The following is a 20,265-nucleotide window of genomic DNA, read 5'->3' as shown; positions in this document are numbered from 1 at the left end:
GCGCCGCCATGCTGGCGGCGCTCGACCTGGTCGGCAACCCGTCGTCGGTGCATCGGGAGGGCCGGGCGGCCCGTGCCCTGGTCGAGGACGCCCGCGAGGCGGTCGCCCGGCTCGTCGGCACGGCGCCCCGCAACGTGGTCTTCACCTCCGGCGGGACCGAGGCGAACGTGCTGGCGCTGACGCCGGCGCTCACGGTCGGCACCGACACGGCGCTGCGCGGGCGCTTGCTGGTCTCGGCGATCGAGCACGCCTCCGTCCGGTCCGGTGGCCGGTTTCCGACCAGCGCTGTCGACATCCTGCCAGTGACCCCGGACGGCATTGTCGACTTGCCCGCCCTGGAGGCTTGGCTTGCTGCCTTGCGCGTTGATCATCCAGGGCTTTCTCCGTTGGTATCGCTCATGCATGCGAACAACGAGACCGGGGTGGTGCAGCCGATCGCCGCCGCGGCGGAGCTGGTTCACGCGGCCGGAGGGATCCTGCATGTCGACGCGGTTCAGAGCGCCGGGAAGGTCTCCTGCGACATCGGTGCCCTCGGAGCCGACCTGATGACGCTGTCGGGCCACAAGCTCGGTGGTCCCAAGGGCGCGGGCGCGCTGGTGCTGCGCTCGGCCGCGATCCATGTCGCCGATCCGCTCCTGAAGGGGGGCGGGCAGGAGCGCGGCGCCCGCGCCGGCACCGAGAACGTCGCCGCCATCGCCGGCTTCGGCGCGGCCGCGGCGGCCGCCACGCGCGACCTGGAGACCGCCGGCCCGGCCATGGAGCGGCTCCGCAACAGCCTCGAGACACAGGCGAAAGCCGCCGCGCCCGGGACCATCGTGATCGCCGAGGCGGCGCCGCGCCTGCCCAATACCAGCCTGCTGACCCATCCGGGCCTGAAGGCCGAGACGGCCGTCATCGCCCTCGACCTCGCCGGAATCGCGGTCTCGTCGGGGGCCGCCTGCTCGTCCGGGAAGGTCGGCGTCTCGCAGGTGCTGACCGCGATGGGGCTGTCCCCGTCGGTCGCCGCCGGTGCCGTGCGGGTGAGTCTGGGCCCGACCACCGGCGAGACCGACATTGTCGCCTTCCTGAGCGCTTGGAACGGGCTCGTACGTAGACTATCTAAGGGAGGATGCGGTATTGCCGCGTGACCCGATTTTTTCCGAAGGTGATCTTCCGCCGGACGAACACCATAGGCCAACGTCCAACCCGCGGTCCTTGAAGCCGCAGTGGAGGGAATGACATGCCGGCCGTGCAGGAGACCGTCGAGCAGGTCAAGAGCATCGACGTCGACCAGTACAAGTACGGTTTCGAGACCGACATCGAAACCGAGAAGGCGCCCAAGGGGCTGTCCGAGGACACCGTCCGCTTCGTCTCGGCCAAGAAGGACGAGCCGGCCTGGATGCTGGAGTGGCGCCTCGAGGCGTTCCGCCGCTGGCTCACCATGGACGAGCCGACATGGGCGCGGGTCGACTATCCGAAGATCGACTACCAGAACGCGTACTACTACGCGGCGCCCAAGGCGTTCGTCGCGCCGAAGTCGCTGGACGAGGTCGATCCGGAGATTCTCAAGACCTACGAGAAGCTGGGTATCCCGCTGCGTGAGCAGGAGCTGCTCGCCGGCGTGCTGCGGCCCGAAGGGTCGTCGCGCGTCGCCGTCGACGCCGTGTTCGACTCGGTGTCGGTCGCGACCACGTTCAAGGAGGAGCTGAAGAAGGCCGGCGTGATCTTCATGCCGATCTCCGAGGCGATCCGCGAGCATCCCGAGCTGGTGCAGAAGTATCTCGGCTCGGTCGTGCCGGTGTCGGACAACTTCTTCGCCACCCTGAACTCCGCCGTGTTCTCCGACGGCTCGTTCGTCTACATCCCGCCGGGCGTGCGCTGCCCGATGGAGCTCTCCACCTATTTCCGCATCAACGAGCGCAACACCGGCCAGTTCGAGCGCACCCTGATCATCGCCGACAAGGGCTCCTACGTCAGCTATCTGGAAGGCTGCACGGCGCCGCGCCGCGACGAGAATCAGCTCCACGCCGCCGTGGTCGAGCTGGTGGCGCTCGACGACGCCGAGATCAAGTACTCGACGGTCCAGAACTGGTACCCCGGCGACTCCGAGGGCAAGGGCGGCATCTTCAACTTCGTCACCAAGCGGGGCGACTGCCGCGGCGCCCGCTCGAAGATCTCCTGGACCCAGGTGGAGACCGGCTCGGCCATCACCTGGAAGTACCCGAGCTGCATTCTGCGCGGTGACGGGTCGCGTGGAGAATTCTACTCGATCGCCATCTCGAACGGCCGCCAGCAGGTCGACTCGGGTACCAAGATGATCCATCTCGGCAAGAACACGACGAGCCGGATCATCTCCAAGGGCATCGCGGCGGGCCGCTCCGACAACACCTATCGGGGCCTCGTCTCGGCGCACCGCCGGGCGACCGGCGCGCGCAACTTCACCAATTGCGACTCGCTGCTGATCGGCTCGCATTGCGGCGCCCACACGGTGCCCTACATCGAGGCGAAGAACTCCTCCGCTGTCTTCGAGCACGAGGCCACCACCTCGAAAATCTCCGAGGACATGCTGTTCTACTGCAGGCAGCGGGGGCTCTCGCCGGAGGAGGCCGTGGCGCTCGTCGTCAACGGCTTCGTCCGGGACGTGCTCCAGCACCTGCCGATGGAGTTCGCCGTCGAGGCCCAGAAGCTGATCTCCATCAGCCTCGAAGGTTCGGTCGGCTGATCGCTGGCCGGCGCGTGGCGCCGGACCCCGCGAGTCAGCCGCGCAACCGCGCATCGTCAGGCCTCGGCGGCTTCGGGTGCCGGCCTGACGGCCGATTGCAAGGCGCCAGAGATAGAATTTGAGGAACGGACACATGTCGCTCTTGGAAATCAAGAACCTCAAGGCCTCGGTCGAGGACCGCCAGATCCTGCGCGGGGTCGATCTCGTCGTGAATCCGGGTGAGGTGCACGCCATCATGGGGCCGAACGGCTCCGGCAAGTCGACGCTCGCCCATGTGCTGTCCGGCAAGTCCGGCTACGAGGTCGACGGCGGCACCGTGACGCTGGACGGCGTCGACCTGCTCGATCTGGAGCCCGACGAACGCGCCGCGGCCGGCCTGTTCCTCGCGTTCCAGTATCCGATGGAGATCCCGGGCGTCGCCACCATGACGTTTCTGCGCACCGCGATGAACGCGCAGCGCAAGAAGCGCGGCGAGCCCGAGCTGTCGACGCCCGAGTTCATGAAGCGGGTGCGCGAGGAGGCGGCCAAGCTGTCGATCGATCCGGAGATGCTGAAGCGTCCCGTGAACGTCGGCTTCTCGGGCGGCGAGAAGAAGCGCAACGAGGTGCTGCAGATGTCGCTGCTGCAGCCCAAGCTCGCGGTGCTGGACGAGACCGACTCCGGCCTCGACATCGACGCGCTCAAGATCGCGGCCGAGGGCGTCAACCGGCTGCGCTCGCCGGATCGCGGCATGATCGTGATCACGCACTATCAGCGGCTGCTCGACCACATCGTCCCGGACATCGTCCATGTCTTTTCCCGCGGGCGCATCGTGCGGACCGGCGGCAAGGAGCTGGCGCTCGAGCTCGAGGCCCGCGGCTACGCCGACTACGAGCAGGAGGCGGCGGCCTGACGCCGTGACGCGATGACCGAGGAGATGGACAACCTCGTGCTGCAGCATCTCCGCGCGATCCGGGCTCAGCTCGACACGGTGTCGGATCGCATGATGGAGCTGACGCAACGGGTGGGTAATCTCGAGGTGCAGGTCGCCAACATGTCGGTGCGGATCGACCGTATCGACGCGCGCCTCGACCGCGTGGAGCGCCGCCTCGGTCTGATCGAAGCCTGAGCCCCGACCGCATTCCGGATGACGAGACCATGACCCGACCGACCATTGCCAAGACCGACGCGGAGCAGGCGATCGCCGTGGCCTGGGCCGACGTGAAGGACCGGCTGCCCGGGCCGGCGCCGCTCTCGGCGCGCCGCGAGGCCGCCTACAAGAGGTTCGAGGCCGCCGGCCTGCCGAGCCGGCGCGTCGAGGAGTGGAAGTACACGGACCTGCGCGCGCTGATGCGCGACGCGAAGCCGCTGGCGCAGCCGCCGGGTCAGATCGGCACGGCCCGCGCCCGCACGGCCGGCGCGGTGCTGGCCGGCGTCGACGTGCGCCGGGTGGTGATCGCCGACGGCGTGCTCGTGAAGGAGATTTCCGATCTCGCCGGGCTCGAGCCCGGGCTGACGATCGGCTCGCTGTCCGAGGCGCTGACGCGGGGCGACAGCGAGGTGATGGGCCGCCTCGGCGCCCAGAGCCCGGCCGAGAAGGACGTGGCCTTCGCGCTCAACACCGCCTTCATGGGCGACGGCGCGGTGATCCGCGTGGCGCCCGGCGTGAAGATCGCGCGGCCGATCCATCTGGTGTTCTGCTTCACGGGCCCGGTGCCCGCGACCGTGTTCACCCGCTCGCTGATGACGGTCGGCGCGGGCGCGGCCGTGACGCTGGTGGAGAGCCACGAGGGGCCGGACGGCCTCGACTACCAGGTCAACACCGCGCTGGAGATCGTCGCCGGCGACGGCGCCGAGGTCGACCACGTCAAGATCGGGCTGGAAGGCGCCGCGGCGCTCCACGTCGCGACCCTGACGGCGGCGCTCGGGCGTCACGTGCAGCTTCGCGATCTCACCTGCACGCTCGGCGGCGCCGCGGTGCGCAACCAGATCTTCGCCCGCTGCGACGGCACCGGCACGGTGGTCGGGCTGCACGGCGCGACGATGCTCAGGGGCCGCCAGCACGCCGATGCGACGCTGGTGGTCGACCACGCCATCGGCGGCTGCGTCAGCCGCGAGATCTTCAAGGGCGTGCTCGACGGCGAGAGCCGCAGCGTGTTCCAGGGCAAGACCATCGTGCGCCCAGACGCGCAGAAGACCGACGGCAAGATGGCCTCGCATGCGCTGCTCCTCTCGGAGAACGCCGAGGCCGATCACAAGCCGGAGCTCGAGATCTTCGCCGACGACGTCGTTTGCGGCCACGGCGCGACCGCCGGCGCGCTCGACGAGGATCTGCGGTTCTATCTGATGGCGCGCGGCATCCCGAAGAAGGACGCCGAGACGCTGTTGATCCAGTCCTTCGTCGGCGAGGCGATCGACACGGTCACGAACGAGGGCATCCGCGATGCCCTGACGTCCGCGGCGACGCGGTGGCTCGAGGCACGGGAGTAGCACGAGGCGCGGTGCTCGCAGCGAGCCCGCGCGTGCACACGACATGACACATCCTGCGGTACAGAACGGTAGCTACGACGTCGCACGCATCCGGGAGGATTTCCCGGCGCTGTCCATGCAAGTGTACGGCAAGCCGCTCGTCTACCTCGACAACGCCGCCTCGGCCCAGAAGCCGACCGCGGTGCTCGACCGGCTCACCCAGGCGTACACCAGCGAGTACGCCAACGTTCACCGCGGGCTGCACTACCTCGCCAACGCCGCGACCGAAGCCTACGAGGGCGCGCGCGAAAAGGTGCGGGCGTTCATCAACGCGGCGCGGCCCGAGGAGATCGTCTTCACCCGCAACGCCACCGAGGCCGTCAATCTGGTGGCGCAGACCTTCGGGGGCGAGCGGATCGAGCCCGGCGACGAGATCGTGCTCTCGATCCTGGAGCACCACTCCAACATCGTGCCCTGGAACTTCCTGCGCGAGCGGCAGGGCGCGGTCATCAAATGGGCGCCGGTCGACGACGAGGGCAACTTCCTGATCGAGGAGTTCGAGAAGCTCCTCACCGACCGCACCAAGATCGTCGCCATCACCCAGATGTCGAACGGCCTGGGCACCACGGTCCCGGTCAAGGAGGTCGTCCGCATCGCCCACGCCCGGGGCATTCCGGTGCTGGTGGACGGCGCGCAGGGGCTCGTGCATCTCGATGTCGACGTCCAGGACATCGGCTGCGACTTCTACGTGATGACGGGCCACAAGCTGTACGGGCCGAGCGGCATCGGCGCGCTCTATGCCCGCTACGACATTCTCGAGAAGATGCCGCCGTTCCTCGGCGGCGGCGAGATGATCCGCGAGGTGTTCGAGGACCGCGTCACCTACGGCGACCCGCCGCACCGCTTCGAGGCGGGGACGCCGGCGATCGTCCAGGCGATCGGGTTCGGGGCCGCCATCGACTACGTCGACTCGATCGGACGCGACCGCATCCGGGCCCACGAGGAGAAGCTGCTCGCCTACGCCCAGGACCGGCTGCGCGAGATCAACTCGCTGCGAATCATCGGCACGGCGCGGGAGAAGGGCGCCATCGTCTCGTTCGAGATGAAGAACGCCCATCCCCACGACATCGCCACCATCATCGACCGCTCGGGTATCGCGGTGCGGGCCGGCACCCATTGCGTGATGCCGCTGCTCGCCCGCTTCGGCGTCACCGCCACGTGCCGGGCCTCGTTCGGGCTTTACAACACGCTCGAAGAAGTCGACCGTCTCGCCGAAGCCCTGATCAAGGCCCAGGACATGTTCGCATGAACGACCAGACCAAGCCCGCCGAACCGGTCACGACGCCAGCCAACGCGGCCGTGGCGGGCGGCTCGGCGCTGCCCCCCGACGAGATCCGCCGGCTCACCGACGAGATCATCGCGGCGCTGAAGACCGTCTACGACCCGGAGATTCCGGCCGATATCTACGAGCTCGGCCTGATCTACCGGATCGACATCAAGGACGACCGCTCGGTGGCGGTCGACATGACCCTGACGACGCCGAACTGTCCGTCGGCCCAGGAGCTGCCCACCATGGTGGAGAACGCGGTCGCGAGCGTCTCGGGCGTCGGCCCGGTCGACGTCGAGATCGTGTGGGAGCCGCCGTGGGACCCGAGCCGGATGTCCGACGAGGCCCGGGTCGTCCTGAACATGTGGTAGGTGCCTCGCACCGCGCCGATCCGGCGCAGTGCGGGCCGCACGGAGGTGAGACATGGCGAATGCGCGTCCGAGGCCGCAGGTGATCCGTCTGACCGACGCGGCTGCCGGCCGGATCAAGCAGATCATGGCGAAGGCCGACCAGCCGATCGCCGGCGTGCGCATCGGCGTCAAGAACGGCGGCTGCGCCGGCATGTCCTACACGATGGAATATGCCGCCGCGGTGGCGCCGAGCGACGAGGTGGTCGAGGACAAGGGCGTCCGCATCCTGGTCGATCCCAAGGCGGTGCTGTTCCTGCTGGGCACCGAGATGGACTTCAAGACGGAGAAGCTCTCGGCCGGTTTCGTGTTCACCAACCCGAACCAGGTCTCGGCCTGCGGCTGCGGCGAGTCCGTCCAGATCGTTCCGGCCGAGGTCGACGCGTAGGTCCGCGTCCGCTCACGCGATCTGCATCTCGATCACGGGCGAGACGTCTGGATCGGTCTCGCAGATCACCTGGTTGCGGCCGGTGCGCTTGGCGACATAGAGGCAGGAGTCGGTGCGCTCGATCAGGCTCTGGACCGTGTCGCCGGGATGCAGCGTGGCGACGCCGCACGAGATGGTGACGCGGCCGAGCATCTCGCGCGTCGAGCGTTTCATCAGCTCCTTGCCCATCACGGCCCGGCGGATGTAGTCGGCGACCGTGGTGGCGGCGCGGAGCGCCGTCTCCGGCAGGATCACGGCGAACTCCTCGCCGCCGTAGCGCGCCGCCAGATCCTGCCCCTTCACGTTCTGCTTCACCGACAGCGCGACGAGCCGCAGCACCTGGTCTCCGGTGAGATGGCCGTAGGTGTCGTTGAACCGCTTGAAGTGATCGACGTCGGTCAGGATCAGCGAGAGCGCCTGATTGCGCGCCTTGGCCTGGGCGACCATGCGGGCGATCCCGTCGTCGAAGCACTTGCGGTTGGCGAGCGTCGTGAGCGGATCCGTGAGGCTCTCGCTGCGCACCTCTTCGAGACTCTGCTGCAGCTTGGCGATCTCGTCCTTCGACGCGCCGAGGCGGAGCTCGAGCTCCTTGTTGCTCGACTCCATCGCCTTCACGGTGCTGATCAGATCGCCCAAGATGCCCTGGATCGTGGCGTCGTCCTCGGCGTGGCCGAGCTGGTCACTCGCGTCGGCGAGGCTTTCGGTCGCCCGGCTGGCGGAGCCGAGGGCGGTGTCCAGCACGGCGATGACCTGCTCGATCTTGCCCGCGACCTTGCCGCCGATCGTCTCGATCTGCTCGCCCAGTCGGGTCGGTGCGAAGAACTGCCCGTGCAGCTGATCGATCTCGTCGGTCGAGAGGGTGCCGCGCTTCGCCAGCTTGTCGTTGATGGCGGCGTTCAGTGGGGCGTTGTAGCCGGTCGCGTAGTGGTACCAGATCTCGTAATTGCGCGGGGCCGCCGAAAGACGGAGCGACTTGATCTGATCGAGCGCGACCTTCGCGAAGGGAACGGTACGATCGAAATCGTCCGGACTGTCGGTCATCCGCGCACTCCAGTCGCAAAGGAGAACGACGGTCAGCCGGCATTCTTGCCTCGAACCCGTCCGACTCCAGGCTAGGCTGGGCGGCTAAATTTGACGTAAACGGACTGCTTCGAACAACCCCTCCGGATCGGAGGGATTGACGGAAGTCCCGCAAAACGGGCCAAAATCCATAGTTCGAAGGAACGAGTCCCTGGGCGGTATTACTAGTCCTGAATACGTACGGACGGGACGATCCGGTCCGCGTGTATCTCAGGCCTTGATCCGGACGGGACGCAGCAGGAATGCCGGCAGGTAGTTCTCGATGTCGTCCGGCGCCTCGTCGCGAGGTTGCCGGCGGCGCGCCGCTTCGAGCGGCGTCACGGTGGCGGGGCGCTTGCTCCGCGGTGCCTCGTGAGCGGGCTTGCCGCTCCGCTCCGGCTGGCTCGGCCGGCTCGGCCGCTCGCCACGCACCGGCGCATCGCTCGCCTGGTTGTCACGCGGCTGGTTGTCCCGCGGCTGGCTGTCCCGACCTTGAGCCTCCCGGCTCTGGCCGTCACGGGCCTGCGCCTGGCGTCCTCGGCCGTCGCGGCCGCGGTCCTCACGGCCGCGGTCCTCACGGCCCTGCGGGGCCTCGCGCTCGCGGCCCTGGCCGTCGCGACTGCGGCGGGGCATGCGGGCCCCCATCCGGACCGGCTCGCGCGGCCCGTCGTCCTCGGCGACATCGTCCGCCGGCGGCGCGCCGACCCAGGCGATGCTGCGGCCGATCAGCTTCTCGATCGCGGCCACGGCCTTCTGGTCCGGGCTCGTGACGATGGTGAGCGCCGTGCCGGTGCGGCCGGCCCGGCCGGTGCGGCCGATGCGGTGCACGTAGTCGTCCGGATGATGCGGGACGTCGAAGTTGAAGACGTGGCTGACGTCCGGAATGTCGAGGCCGCGCGCCGCGACATCGGAGGCCACCAGGATCGCGATCTCGCCCTTGCGGAACTGGTCCAGCGCCGCGGTGCGGGCCGACTGGTCCATGTCGCCGTGCAGGGCGACCGCCGAGAACTTGTGGCGCTGGAGCGAGCGATGCAGCGTCGCGACGTCGCGCTTGCGGTTGCAGAACACGATCGCGTTCTTCAGGCCTTCGGCCTGGCGGATCAGGCGGCGCAGCACCTCGCGCTTGTCGTGAGGCTCACGACCGCACTTCACCAGCCCCTGCGTGATCGCTTCCACCGTGGTGGCGGGTCGCGAGACCTCGACCTTGACGGGGTTGTGCAGGAACTGCTCGGTGATGCGCCGGATCTCGGCCGGCATGGTCGCGGTGAAGAACAGCGTCTGGCGGGTGAACGGCACCAGCTTGCAGATGCGCTCGATGTCCGGGATGAAGCCCATGTCGAGCATGCGGTCGGCTTCGTCGATCACCAGCAGCTCGACGCCGGTGAGCAGCAGTCCACCGCGCTCGGTGTGATCGAGCAGGCGACCCGGGGTCGCGATCAGCACGTCGACGCCGCGCGTCAGCTTGGTGTCCTGGTTGCCGAACGAGACACCGCCGATCAGCAGCGCGACGTTCAGCTTGTGGTTCTTGCCGTACTTGATGAAGCTTTCTTCGACCTGGGCGGCGAGCTCGCGGGTCGGCTCGAGGATCAGGGTGCGCGGCATCCTGGCCCGGGCACGGCCCTGTTCGAGCTTGGTGAGCATCGGCAGCACGAAGGCGGCCGTCTTGCCGGTTCCGGTCTGGGCGATGCCGAGCACGTCGCGCCGGGCGAGAACGTGCGGGATGGCCTGCTCCTGGATCGGGGTCGGCGCCGTGTAACCGGCGGACTCGACCGCTGCGAGCACTTTTTCGGACAGGCCGAGATTGGCGAAAGACATGGACCCTCAAAGATAAACGCCCGGAACTCCCAGCCGTGCCGGTGTCACGTCGACGACGGATATGCGGGATGGGCGGTCGAACATACGGCGAACCGACTGGCGTCAACATAGGGGGACGGGTTGCAAAGTCAATGCTTCGCGCTGCGATAAGTTAAGTAAACGCCGTATATTCCTGTCGTTTCTTCGTCACAGTCGCGGTTCGGCCGGGCGTTTCGAGAGCCCCGGCGCCGCGCCGAAAGGGCGGGTCGCGGCCGTGCCGGGCCGGCCGCACCGGCACCGGCGGGCCGTGCTGCGCCGCAGAATGTTCCAGCATTTCCCGGGCCCCGGTCTTCTCGCGGAGGCCGTCCGCACCCTACAGGGGGTTGCAGACAAACAAGAAATCTCCGGGAGGACAGGATGCGTACGCAAGTCGGCATCATCGGAGCCGGGCCGGCCGGCCTGATGCTCGCCCTGCTGCTCCGGCGCGAGGGGATCGACGCCGTGGTCCTCGAGTCCCGCAGCCGCGCCTATGTCGAGCAGCGGGTCCGGGCCGGGCTCCTGGAGCAGTGGGCCCGGGACCTGCTCGTCGAGATCGGGGCGGGCGACCGGCTCCAGCGCGAGGGCATGGTCCACGACGGCATCCGGCTGAGCTGCCTCGGACGCCTCCACGCCATCGACTTCCGCGCGCTGGTCGGCCGTACCGTCACGATCTACGACCAGAAAGAGGTGGTGAAGGATCTGATCGCCCTGCTGATCGAGCGGGGCGGCGAGGTCCTGTTCGAGGCCGAGGCGACCGCGGTCGACGGCATCACGCGTGACGCGCCGGCGATCCGGTTTCGGCACGGCGGGGCGGAGACGACGCTCGATTGCGACATCGTCGCCGGCTGCGACGGCTTCCACGGCATCGCGCGGCCGGCGATCCCGGACGGCGTGCTCACTGTCTACGAGCGCGGCTATCCGTTCGGCTGGCTCGGCATCCTCTCCGAATCCCCGCCGCCGTCGGACGAGCTGATCTACGCCTATCACGAGCGCGGCTTCGCGCTGTTCTCCATGCGGGCCCCGACCGTGTCGCGGCTCTACCTCCAGTGCGCGCCCGACGAGGACGTGGAGCGCTGGTCGGACGCCCGGATCTTCGACGAGCTGGAGACGCGTCTCGGCGGATCCTGCGCGCTCGCGCGCGGTCGGGTGCTGCAGAAGGGCGTGACGCCGATGCGCAGCGTCGTGGTCGAGCCGATGCAGCACGGCAGGCTGTTCCTGGCCGGCGATTCCGCGCACATCCAGCCGCCCACCGGCGCCAAGGGCATGAACCTCGCCTTCGCCGATGTCGTGTATCTCTCGCGTGCGCTCGTCGCGCATTATCGGCAGGGCCGCTCGGACGGGCTCGATGCGTATTCGCGGACCTGCCTGGACCGGGTCTGGAAGGCGCAGCGCTTCTCCTGGTTCATGACGCAGCTCCTGCATCGGTTTCCCGACGAGACGGCGTTCGACCGCCGCCGGCAGCTCGCCGACATCACCTATCTGGCCGGCTCCACCGCGGCCGCGACCGCACTGGCCGAGAACTATTCCGGGCTGCCGCTCGCGTGACGGCGCGACAGCCCGATTGGTTGACGGGACGTTGCCCGGCGAGACGCGGAAACCGATCAAATCAGAAGGAGTTTTGCAGGGTCCGGCGAGGGCTTCCGTAACCGCCCGGGCGTACGCTGCGGGGGTGTGGAGTTCCTCGGAATGATCACGGTCCCTCGCATCCGTCGCATCGACATCGCCATCCTGCTCGGTCTGCTCGGCCTCGCCGTGCTGGCGCAGCCGGTGCGCTCCGAGTCGTTCTCGGACAAGCTCACGCGCCAGCTCAACAGCAATGCGCAGCGTGAGACCCAGAAGCAGCTCGATCGCGGCCTGTCGGTCGACGAGGAGGCGATCAAGGCGTCGCTGCCGGAGGGCGCCGACCGCCGCTCCGTCCTGCGCACCCGCGCCGCGCTGTACGAGAAGGTCGCGGACTTCCCCCATGCCGAGGCGGACTTCAACGCGCTTCTCGGGCTGTCGCCGTCCGACCCGGCCGTCTATCTGGACCGCGGCTACTACTATCTCCGCCGCCAGCGCTACGCCGACGCGATCGCCGACTTCATGGCGGGTGCGCGGCTGGAGCCGCGCAAGACCGCCTATCCGTACGCGCTCGGCCGCGTCTACGCAGCGATGGGCCAGCACGAGCGTGCCATCGGCAGCTACAACGACGCGATCCGGCTCGACTCGCAGGACGCTCGTGCACTGCTGGCGCGCGCCGAGGCGAAGATCAATCTCGAGCGCTACGCCGATGCCAAGGTCGACTACAATCGGGCGCTCCGCTCGGCGCTGCGCTCGTCCACCGACCGCTTCTTCGCCTATGTCGGGCGCGGCTACGCCGCCATGGTTCTGGAAGAGTGGGACGCGGCGGTGATGGATTTCGACCGCGCCCTGGAGATCGACCAGAACGCGTTCAACGCGATCGTCTGGCGCGCCTATTCCAACGAGCGGCGCGGCCGGGTCGATCTCGCCATCGAGGACTACGAGCGCGCCATCACCTACGATCCGGCCGATGCGGCGACCCGCATCAGCCTGCAGCGCCTGCGCTCGAAGTGATCAGGTGATGCGAGAGGTCGCGGCCTTCCTTCCCTCTCCCGCGAGGGGAGAGGGCAAGAGCCGAGCGGTCGCCTGCGTCTTCACGCCCCCAGCACGCTCTTGAAATAGGCGATGGTCGGCTTCAGTCCGTCCTCCAGCGACACCGTCGGCGCCCAGCCGAGCCGTTCGGCGGCGAGCCCGATGTCGGGGCAGCGCTGCTTGGGATCGTCGGCCGGCAGCGGCCGGAAGGTCAGCTTCGAGCGGCTGCCGGTGAGGCGCAGCACCAGCTCGGCCAGCTCCAGCATGGTGAACTCGCCCGGGTTGCCGATATTGACCGGGCCGACGAAGTCGGCGGGCGACTCCATCATCCGCAGCATGCCCTCGATCAGATCGTCGACGTAGCAGAACGACCGCGTCTGCGTGCCCTCGCCGTAGATCGTGATCTCCTCGCCCTTCAGCGCCTGCACGATGAAGTTCGACACCACGCGCCCGTCGTTCGGGTGCATGCGCGGCCCGTAGGTGTTGAAGATGCGCACCACCTTGATCTCCAGCGCGTGCTGGCGGTGGTAGTCGAACATCAGCGTCTCGGCGCAGCGCTTGCCTTCGTCGTAGCAGCTCCGGATGCCGATCGGGTTGACCCGCCCCCAATAGTCCTCGCGCTGCGGCTTCACGTCCGGGTCGCCGTAGACCTCGGAGGTGGAGGCCTGCAGCATGCGGGCCTTCACCCGCTTGGCCAGCCCCAGCATGTTGATGGCGCCGTGCACGCTGGTCTTGGTCGTCTGCACCGGGTCGTACTGGTAGTGCACCGGGCTCGCCGGGCAGGCCAGGTTGAAGATGCGGTCGACCTCCACGTAAAGCGGGAAGGTCACGTCGTGGCGCTGCAGCTCGAAATTCGGCTTGCCGAGAAGGTGCGCCACGTTGCGCCGCGAGCCGGTGTAGAAATTGTCGATGCACAGCACGTCGTGGCCGGCCGCGACCAGCCGGTCGCACAGATGCGAGCCGAGGAATCCGGCGCCGCCGGTCACCAGTGTCGAAACGTCGTCCATGGGCCGACTCCGCGGGGGCGCTGTGGAATCTCCGGCTGCTTGTGGCAGGAGCGGGGCGATGGAACAAGGGCCGTCGGGAACGCTCAGCGCATCGCGGCGGTGCGGCCGTCGAGAAGGCCGTGCAGCGGGCGCCGGAAGGCCGCGATGCCGAGGCCCGCGATTCCGGCGATCGCGGCGATCATCAGGAAGAATGCCGCCTTGTCCATCCCGGACCACAGGGCGCCCAATGCGCCGCCCAGGAAATTTCCGGTGAAGCTCGTCAGCAGCCACACGCCCATGAGCAGCGAGACATGCCGCGCCGGCGCGACCTTGGAGACCAGCGAGAGGCCGGTCGGCGAGAGGTAGAGCTCGCCCAGCGTGAGGGCGACGAAATACCCGATGAGCCATAACCAGCTCGCAGGGCCGGGCTGCGCGGCGGCCACCGCCATGATCAGGTTGGCGAGCGCCACGCCGAGGCAGCCGAGCGCCATCTTGGCGACCGTCGAGGGCTCGCGCCCCCGCCGGCTCTGCCAGGCCCAGAGCTCCACCACCAGCGGGGTCAGGGCGAAGATCAGGAACGGATTGACGGCCTGGAACCAGGTCGTCGGGATCTCCGCGGTGAGGCCGAACAGCGAGATGCTGCGGTCCGTCGAGGTCTCGGCCCACAGCGCGATGGTGTTGCCCTCCTGCTCGTAGGTCGCCCAGAAGAGCGTCACGGGCAGGCAGAGCAGCAGGATCGCGAGGATGGCCCGCCGGTCCTCGCGGGCGAGCCCGCTGGTCTCCGGCAGCGCCTCGGCCTGCGTCGCCGCGTCGGGCGGCAGGGTCGCGCTGCCGCCCAGATAGATCAGCAGGCCGAGCAGCATGCCGATGCCGGCGGCGCCGAAGCCCCAATGCCAGCCGACGCCCTCGCCGAGCGTGCCGCACACCAGCGGCGCCAGGAACGCGCCGATATTGATGCCGACATAGAAGACCGAGTAGGCCCGGTCGCGCCGTGCATCGCCGGGCCCGTAGAGGCCGCCGACCTGCGTCACGATGTTGGGCTTGAAGGCGCCGTTGCCGAGGATCAGCGTCAGCAGCGCCAGCAGGAACAGGCTCTCGACCGCCATCATGAAGTGGCCGAGCGCCATCAGGACGGCGCCGAGCACGACGGTGCGGCGCTGGCCGAGCACGCGGTCGGCCAGGAGGCCGCCGAACAGCGGCGTCAGATACACCAGACCGGTGTAGAAGCCGTAGATCCAGGAGGCGAAGGGCTGCGGCCCGAGCGGGCCGACGATCGCCTCCAGGCCGCGGTGAAGCCCCGCCCAGCCCAGCACCGTCGCGGCCCGCTCCGGCTCCGACAGATGCTTCACCATGTAGAGGACGAGGAGCGCCCGCATCCCGTAATACGAGAAGCGCTCCCACATCTCGGTCCCGAACAGCACCGCGAGCCCGGGCGGGTGCCCGAACAGGTCGCGGCGTCCGGCCGGTCGCCCCGGCGGGTCGTCCTCCGGATCGGCAGGCGGAGACGTCACGGCGCCCGGGGAGGCGCTTTGCACAGGCGACATGGCGGTTATCCTGTGCGCCGGGCCGGCACCGGGCGCCCACACGGGATGTCCAGGCAGCTTAGCAGGATGTCGCGGCGGCATGCGACGGGTCGCGCGGCCGACAGGAGGGAACCATGGCCGATCGCAGAGACCGGGGGTCCGGCGAGGACGGCACCGCCGACCTGCCCGACAAGTCCGGTGTCGTCGCGCCGCCGCCCGTGATCGCGGTGGCGACGCTCGCGATCGCGGCGGCGCTCGAATCGGCGTGGCCGATCGGGCTGCGCCTCGATGTCGGGCTCGGCCTGCGGCTCGTGGTTGCGGCCCTGCTGGCCGCGGCCGGGGTCGCTCTCGCGGTCGCAGGCGAGCGTCGCTTCGCGAAAGCCGGAACGGATCCGTTGCCGTGGCGCCCCGCCTCCGCGCTCGTCACCACCGGTATTTATCGGTTCATGCGGAACCCGATGTATGTCGGATTAATCCTTCTAATGCTCGGGATCGCGGTGGGCTTCGCTTCGCTCTGGCTCCTCGTTCTTCTTCCCGCGTGTGCTCTGCTGCTTCATGCTGGTGTCGTGGTGCGGGAGGAGAGGTATCTGGAGCGAAAGTTCGGTGACGACTATCGACGATTCGTCGCCCGCGTTCCGCGCTATGGCTGGCCCAGGCGGTAATGGCCGCCATGCCCGGCGGAATCCGGGTCGCGGGACGGGGACGACTCTGACACTTTGAAGATGCTCGCGCCCGGTGAAGATGCTCGCGCGCGGTTCGGCGGCGGATGCGTTGTGTTCGCGGGAGGGTTGCTTTAACGGTCCGAGACGCGGCCCGGGGAACGTGTGGGCGCGGGAGCTGACGGGGACGATGGATTTCGCGGCGAGGTTCAACGGGCGGCGCGTGCTGGTGATCGCGCACGATCTGGTGGCGACCGCGGCGGCACTCGTCGCCGCCTTCTACATGCGCTTCGAGGCCCAGGGGCTCGCCGAACGGTTCGACGGCCTGCTGCTCGCGGTCCCGGTCTTCGTCGTCTACGCGACCTGCGTCTACTGGTACTTCGACCTCTACCGGTCCAAGTGGCGGTTCGCCTCGCTGTTCGATCTCGCCAACATCGTGCGGGCCTCGGCGCTGCTGACGGTGTCGCTGCTGGTCGTCGACTACGTCCTGCTCGCGCCGAACTTCTACGGGCACTTCTTCTTCGGCAAGATCACCATCGCCCTGTATTTCGTGCTTCAGGTGTTCTTCCTCGGCGGCTCGCGTCTCGCCTATCGCTATTTCCGCTTCACGCGGACGCGGCGCCGGACCGTGCGGCAGGAGGCGACCCCGATCCTGATCCTCGGGCGCGCCGCCGACAGTGAGGTGCTGCTGCGCGCGATCGAGAGCGGCGCCGTCCGCAACAGCTGGCCCGTCGGCATCCTGTCGCCGTCGCCGGCCGACCAGGGACAGACGCTGCGCAGCGTTCCGGTGCTCGGCCGCTTCGCCGACCTGCAGCGCGCCTATATCGATCTGACGGCGCGCGGCATCGACGTGCGCCGGCTGGTCCTGACGGCCTCGGCCTTCACGCCCGACACCGGCGTCGAGGACGCCTTGATGGTGGCGCGGCAGCTCGGCCTGGCGACGGGCCGGCTGTCCTCGCTGGAGGACGGCGGCAACGTGCTGCGGCTCGCGCCGGTCGCGGTCGAGGATCTGCTGCTGCGTCCGAGCGTGGGGATCGATTACGGCCGGCTGCGCGAGTTCGTGCGCGGCCGCAGCGTCGCCGTCACCGGCGGCGGCGGATCGATCGGCGCGGAAATCTGCGACCGCGTCGTCACCTTCGGGGCGGCGCGTCTGCTGGTGATCGAGAACTCCGAGCCGGCGCTGCATGCCGTGATGGAGGCGCTGAGCACCAAGAACTCGGACGCCGTCATCGAAGGCCGCATCGCCGACGTCCGCGACCGGCGCCGCCTCGACGCGCTGTTCGGCCATTTCAGGCCCGAGCTGGTGTTCCATGCGGCCGCGCTCAAGCACGTGCCGCTGCTCGAATGCGACTGGGGCGAGGGCATCAAGACCAACGTGTTCGGGTCCGTGAACGTCGCCGAGGCGGCGCTGCGCTCCGGCGCGCGCGGCATGGTGATGATCTCGACCGACAAGGCGATCGAGCCGGTGTCGATGCTCGGCGCGACCAAGCGCTTCGCCGAGATGTACTGCCAGGCGCTCGACGCCGAGCTGGCGCGGCGGCGTCTTCCCGAGGGTCCGCCGCCGATGCGGCTGATCGCCGTCCGGTTCGGCAATGTGCTGGCGTCCAACGGCTCGGTGATTCCGAAGTTCAAGGCGCAGATCGAGGCGGGCGGGCCCGTGACGGTGACGCATCCGGACATGGTTCGCTACTTCATGACCATCCGCGAGGCGTGCGATCTCGTGGTGACGGCGGCGAGCCACGCGCTGGCGCCGAACCCGTCCGATCTGTCGGTCTACGTGCTCAACATGGGGCAGGCGGTGCGGATCCTCGATCTCGCCGAGCGGCTGATCCGGCTCAGCGGCTTCGAGCCGGGCCGCGACGTGTCGATCGTCTTCACCGGGATCCGGCCCGGCGAGCGCCTCAACGAGATCCTGTTCGCCCGTGAGGAGCCGTCGGTCGAGATCGGCATCTCCGGCGTGGTGGCGTCCAAGCCGGTGTTCGCCCCGCTCGACGAGATGCGCACCCGGCTCACCGCCCTGGAGCAGGCGCTGGCCTTCGGCGAGCGCGAGGGCGTTCTCCACGTCCTGCGCGACACCGTTCCGGATTTTCGCGGGCAGGCGGCCTGAGCGGCGCGCGCCGGGGGGCCGGCCGTATCAGTCGAGCCCGGCCCGGACGGTCGCGCGCAATCCGCTGCGGGTGTCGACGCTGGGCCGCCAGCCGGTCGCCAGCAGCTTGCCGGGGTCGACCACGAGCTCGCCGCCGATGCGGTCCCACAGCACGCTGCGCTCGCTCGATCGCAGCAGGATCTCGAACGGGGCGGGCGGCCCCGCTCCGGGTGCGGCGGGCCGTCCGGCCGCCTCGCGCAGGATCGTGATCATCTCGGCGAGGGTGATCGGGTCCGGGTCGGCGACCAGATAGGTCTCGCCGAGCGTCGCCGGATTGGCGAGGCAGAACACGATGGCATCGACGAGATTGTCGAGCGCGAGGAGCGAGCGCCGGTTGGAGAAGGCCGCCGCCGGCAGCGGCCAGGGCGAGGCCGAGATCCGCATCAGCAGCGCCATGTTGCCCTTGACGTGCGGGCCGTAGACCAGCGCCGGCCGCAGGATCGTGAAGGGCACGCGGGCCTGCCGCAGCTCGGCCTCGGCGGCGAGCTTGGCGCGGTCGTGCGCCGTCACCGGGTGCGGCGCGTCGGTCTCGTGGATCGGGTGTTCCACGGCCGACCCGGCCTGCGCCCCGACCGACGAGACGAACAGGACGCGCTGGATCGACCGGCCCGCGCAGGCGCGGGCGAGCTCCCCGGTGGCGGCGCGGATCACCCGGTCGTAGACCGTGTCCTCGACCCCGCTGCGATACGGAATTCCGGCCAGATGGACGATCTCGTCGACATCGGCCAGCAGCGGCTCCCAGTCGAAAGGCTCGGAAAAGTCCGGCATCCGGACGGGCTCGATGCGGTCGCCGCGCGGCAGGTCGGCCGGGTTGCGGGCCGCCGCCCGGACCAGCCGATCGGCGGCCGCCAGCGCCGGAACGAGGGCGCGGCCGACGAAGCCCGAGGCGCCGGTGACGAGGACGCGGCGGATCACGGTGCACCTCGCGACGGCAGGTCCCCCGAACGTCCGCGGCAGAAGTCGGCCAGCAGGGCGGCGACCATCCCGCCGCCGGCCGCGACGGCCGCGGTCCCGACCGGAGCGCCGGGCCACAGGACGGTCCCGACGGCCAGGGCGGCGAGCGCGACGTTGACGGCCGCGACACGGCCGACGACCTGCGGGACGGTCAGGCCGTTCGCCACGGCGCGCTGGTAGAAGTGGGTCCGGTGCGCCTCCCAGACGCGCTCGCCCCGGGCGAGGCGCCGCAGCAGCGTGATGGTCGCGTCCGCGACGTAATAGAGCGGCAGCAGCACGGCCGCCGCGACATGGCCGCCGACCGCCAGCAGGCTCAAGAGCCAGCCGGTGGCGAGGCCGATCGGCAGGCTGCCGACGTCGCCGAGAAAAAGCCGCGCCGTCGGCCGGTTGAACGGTGCGAAGCCGAGCAGGGCGCCGAGCAGCGCGAGTGCCGCGAGCCCGGCCGCCGCCGGCAAGGCGCCGAGCCCGGCCAGCAGCGCGAGCGCCGCCGTCATCGGCACCATCTGGGCGACCGTCATCCAGTCGATCCCGTCCATGAAGTTCACGAGATTGACGAACCAGACGAGGGCCAGCCCCAGCGCGAGCCGCTCCGCCAGCGGCGGCAGCGACGCCATCAGCCGCGGCTCGGCCGGCAGCGCGGCGACGACGAGGCCGGCCGCCAGCACCTGCAGCGCCAGCCGGGGACCGGGCGGCAGTGGTCGGACATCGTCGACGAGCCCGGTCACGGCCAGGATCACGACGCCGAGCGCGACGAGGGCGGGCGCTGGATCCGCCGGCACGATCTCGGCGCCCCAGGGCGCGGCGCTCCAGAGCGCGGCGCTCGACAGCGCCACGCCCGCCATCGCCAGGAGAGCGCCCGCCACCACGGCAATGCCGCCGCCCTGCGGGGTCGGGCTCACATGCGAGGAGCGCGCATTCGGCTGCGCGAGGGCGTGGCGGCGGAGCAGCGGAAGCAGCAGCACGATCAGCACGACCGTCACGCCGAAAGCCCCGGCAAGGACCAATGCGCCCGCGTCGGCCGGCAGTCGCCAACTCTGCGAATCAGTACCCATACGCTCCCGCTGGCGCGAATCGCGCGTCGGCCCCGCGGCCCCGTCGGCGACCCCGCGGCCGGGATTCCGCGGAATCGGCGGACCGCCCGGTCAGTTAATCACAACCCGTGCAGGCCCGGTAGCCGATCCGCCGCGGTGAGCAGGAGAGAGC

Annotated in this window: 18 protein-coding genes; 12 read left to right on the top strand and 6 right to left on the bottom strand. The window is 69.4% G+C overall.

Annotation, left to right across the window (positions count from 1 at the left end):
* The 8 genes from CH341_RS06660 to CH341_RS06625 all read left to right on the top strand — a co-directional run.
* The coding region (locus CH341_RS06660; RefSeq protein WP_111418253.1) for a cysteine desulfurase family protein at nucleotides 1-1,127 on the top strand (1,127 nt) is incomplete at its 5' end.
* A gap of 92 nt (nucleotides 1,128-1,219) precedes the next feature.
* Nucleotides 1,220-2,701, top strand: coding sequence for a Fe-S cluster assembly protein SufB (sufB, locus tag CH341_RS06655; protein ID WP_111418251.1), 1,482 nt, complete (start codon nucleotides 1,220-1,222; stop codon nucleotides 2,699-2,701).
* Nucleotides 2,702-2,834: 133 nt separating this feature from the next.
* A complete protein-coding gene (gene sufC / locus CH341_RS06650) occupies nucleotides 2,835-3,593 on the top strand; it encodes a Fe-S cluster assembly ATPase SufC (protein ID WP_111418250.1) in 759 nt (252 codons plus the stop codon).
* A 12-nt stretch (nucleotides 3,594-3,605) separates the two neighbouring features.
* On the top strand, nucleotides 3,606-3,809 hold the full coding sequence (locus CH341_RS06645) for a hypothetical protein (RefSeq protein WP_170149503.1): 204 nt from the start codon (nucleotides 3,606-3,608) through the stop codon (nucleotides 3,807-3,809).
* Between the two features lie 29 nt (nucleotides 3,810-3,838).
* Nucleotides 3,839-5,170, top strand: coding sequence for a Fe-S cluster assembly protein SufD (gene sufD, locus CH341_RS06640; RefSeq protein WP_111418249.1), 1,332 nt, complete (start codon nucleotides 3,839-3,841; stop codon nucleotides 5,168-5,170).
* 43 nt (nucleotides 5,171-5,213) lie between these two features.
* Nucleotides 5,214-6,458, top strand: a complete 1,245-nt coding sequence (locus CH341_RS06635; protein ID WP_111418248.1) for a cysteine desulfurase — start codon at nucleotides 5,214-5,216, stop codon at nucleotides 6,456-6,458.
* Nucleotides 6,455-6,847 carry an SUF system Fe-S cluster assembly protein gene (locus CH341_RS06630; RefSeq protein ID WP_111418247.1) on the top strand — a complete coding sequence of 131 codons (393 nt, stop codon included), beginning with the start codon at nucleotides 6,455-6,457 and terminating at the stop codon, nucleotides 6,845-6,847. The genes CH341_RS06635 and CH341_RS06630 overlap by 4 nt, the downstream gene beginning before the upstream one ends.
* A 52-nt stretch (nucleotides 6,848-6,899) precedes the next feature.
* Entirely contained in the window at nucleotides 6,900-7,271 is a 372-nt protein-coding gene (locus tag CH341_RS06625; protein ID WP_111418246.1) for a HesB/IscA family protein, read from the top strand.
* Nucleotides 7,272-7,283: 12 nt separating this feature from the next.
* Here CH341_RS06625 and CH341_RS06620 read toward each other — a convergent pair whose 3' ends face one another.
* Complete coding sequence (locus CH341_RS06620; RefSeq protein ID WP_111418245.1) at nucleotides 7,284-8,351, bottom strand: GGDEF domain-containing protein; 1,068 nt, start codon at nucleotides 8,349-8,351, stop codon at nucleotides 7,284-7,286.
* 249 nt (nucleotides 8,352-8,600) lie between these two features.
* The gene (locus CH341_RS06615; RefSeq protein ID WP_111418244.1) at nucleotides 8,601-10,184 is read right to left on the bottom strand and encodes a DEAD/DEAH box helicase; all 1,584 of its coding nucleotides are present in this window, start codon (nucleotides 10,182-10,184) and stop codon (nucleotides 8,601-8,603) included.
* A gap of 396 nt (nucleotides 10,185-10,580) precedes the next feature.
* Between CH341_RS06615 and CH341_RS06610 the strand changes: the two genes are divergently transcribed.
* Nucleotides 10,581-11,747 carry a 4-hydroxybenzoate 3-monooxygenase gene (locus CH341_RS06610; RefSeq protein WP_111418243.1) on the top strand — a complete coding sequence of 389 codons (1,167 nt, stop codon included), beginning with the start codon at nucleotides 10,581-10,583 and terminating at the stop codon, nucleotides 11,745-11,747.
* Nucleotides 11,748-11,888: 141 nt separating this feature from the next.
* The gene (locus CH341_RS06605; protein ID WP_111418242.1) at nucleotides 11,889-12,776 is read left to right on the top strand and encodes a tetratricopeptide repeat protein; all 888 of its coding nucleotides are present in this window, start codon (nucleotides 11,889-11,891) and stop codon (nucleotides 12,774-12,776) included.
* Between the two features lie 80 nt (nucleotides 12,777-12,856).
* Here CH341_RS06605 and CH341_RS06600 read toward each other — a convergent pair whose 3' ends face one another.
* Nucleotides 12,857-13,801 (bottom strand): UDP-glucuronic acid decarboxylase family protein, encoded by a 945-nt coding sequence (locus tag CH341_RS06600; RefSeq protein ID WP_111418241.1) that lies wholly within the window; start codon nucleotides 13,799-13,801, stop codon nucleotides 12,857-12,859.
* An 83-nt stretch (nucleotides 13,802-13,884) separates the two neighbouring features.
* A complete protein-coding gene (locus CH341_RS06595; protein WP_111418240.1) occupies nucleotides 13,885-15,324 on the bottom strand; it encodes a peptide MFS transporter in 1,440 nt (479 codons plus the stop codon).
* Nucleotides 15,325-15,437: 113 nt separating this feature from the next.
* Here CH341_RS06595 and CH341_RS06590 point away from each other — a divergent pair, with 113 nt between their 5' ends.
* Entirely contained in the window at nucleotides 15,438-15,965 is a 528-nt protein-coding gene (locus tag CH341_RS06590; RefSeq protein WP_111418239.1) for a methyltransferase family protein, read from the top strand.
* A 187-nt stretch (nucleotides 15,966-16,152) separates the two neighbouring features.
* Nucleotides 16,153-18,069: a nucleoside-diphosphate sugar epimerase/dehydratase gene (locus CH341_RS06585; RefSeq protein ID WP_111418238.1), complete on the top strand. Its 1,917-nt coding sequence runs from the start codon at nucleotides 16,153-16,155 to the stop codon at nucleotides 18,067-18,069.
* 27 nt (nucleotides 18,070-18,096) lie between these two features.
* Here the strand turns inward: CH341_RS06585 and CH341_RS06580 are convergent, their stop codons facing one another.
* Both CH341_RS06580 and CH341_RS06575 read right to left on the bottom strand, forming a co-directional pair.
* Complete coding sequence (locus CH341_RS06580; RefSeq protein WP_170149502.1) at nucleotides 18,097-19,023, bottom strand: NAD-dependent epimerase/dehydratase family protein; 927 nt, start codon at nucleotides 19,021-19,023, stop codon at nucleotides 18,097-18,099.
* A complete protein-coding gene (locus CH341_RS06575) occupies nucleotides 19,020-20,042 on the bottom strand; it encodes an MraY family glycosyltransferase (protein ID WP_245430913.1) in 1,023 nt (340 codons plus the stop codon). The genes CH341_RS06580 and CH341_RS06575 overlap by 4 nt, the downstream gene beginning before the upstream one ends.
* Between the last annotated feature and the right edge of the window lie 223 nt (nucleotides 20,043-20,265).

The organism is Rhodoplanes roseus, assembly GCF_003258865.1.
Classification (GTDB): Bacteria; Pseudomonadota; Alphaproteobacteria; order Rhizobiales; family Xanthobacteraceae; genus Rhodoplanes; species Rhodoplanes roseus.
Note: the sequence above shows the minus strand (reverse complement) of the source record. Positions and strands in the feature narration are given on the sequence as shown.

What these genes read in the sequence shown, in the direction of transcription:
- sufB (WP_111418251.1), top strand. Translation starts at nt 1,220, where the DNA reads ATGCCGGCCGTGCAGGAGACCGTCGAGCAGGTCAAGAGCATCGACGTC.
- sufD (WP_111418249.1), top strand. Translation starts at nt 3,839, where the DNA reads ATGACCCGACCGACCATTGCCAAGACCGACGCGGAGCAGGCGATCGCC.
- CH341_RS06630 (WP_111418247.1), top strand. Translation starts at nt 6,455, where the DNA reads ATGAACGACCAGACCAAGCCCGCCGAACCGGTCACGACGCCAGCCAAC.
- CH341_RS06605 (WP_111418242.1), top strand. Translation starts at nt 11,889, where the DNA reads ATGATCACGGTCCCTCGCATCCGTCGCATCGACATCGCCATCCTGCTC.
- CH341_RS06645 (WP_170149503.1), top strand. Translation starts at nt 3,606, where the DNA reads ATGACCGAGGAGATGGACAACCTCGTGCTGCAGCATCTCCGCGCGATC.
- CH341_RS06635 (WP_111418248.1), top strand. Translation starts at nt 5,214, where the DNA reads ATGACACATCCTGCGGTACAGAACGGTAGCTACGACGTCGCACGCATC.
- sufC (WP_111418250.1), top strand. Translation starts at nt 2,835, where the DNA reads ATGTCGCTCTTGGAAATCAAGAACCTCAAGGCCTCGGTCGAGGACCGC.
- CH341_RS06600 (WP_111418241.1), bottom strand. Translation starts at nt 13,801, where the DNA reads ATGGACGACGTTTCGACACTGGTGACCGGCGGCGCCGGATTCCTCGGC.
- CH341_RS06610 (WP_111418243.1), top strand. Translation starts at nt 10,581, where the DNA reads ATGCGTACGCAAGTCGGCATCATCGGAGCCGGGCCGGCCGGCCTGATG.
- CH341_RS06590 (WP_111418239.1), top strand. Translation starts at nt 15,438, where the DNA reads ATGGCCGATCGCAGAGACCGGGGGTCCGGCGAGGACGGCACCGCCGAC.
- CH341_RS06620 (WP_111418245.1), bottom strand. Translation starts at nt 8,351, where the DNA reads ATGACCGACAGTCCGGACGATTTCGATCGTACCGTTCCCTTCGCGAAG.
- CH341_RS06625 (WP_111418246.1), top strand. Translation starts at nt 6,900, where the DNA reads ATGGCGAATGCGCGTCCGAGGCCGCAGGTGATCCGTCTGACCGACGCG.
- CH341_RS06585 (WP_111418238.1), top strand. Translation starts at nt 16,153, where the DNA reads ATGGATTTCGCGGCGAGGTTCAACGGGCGGCGCGTGCTGGTGATCGCG.
- CH341_RS06615 (WP_111418244.1), bottom strand. Translation starts at nt 10,184, where the DNA reads ATGTCTTTCGCCAATCTCGGCCTGTCCGAAAAAGTGCTCGCAGCGGTC.
- CH341_RS06595 (WP_111418240.1), bottom strand. Translation starts at nt 15,324, where the DNA reads ATGTCGCCTGTGCAAAGCGCCTCCCCGGGCGCCGTGACGTCTCCGCCT.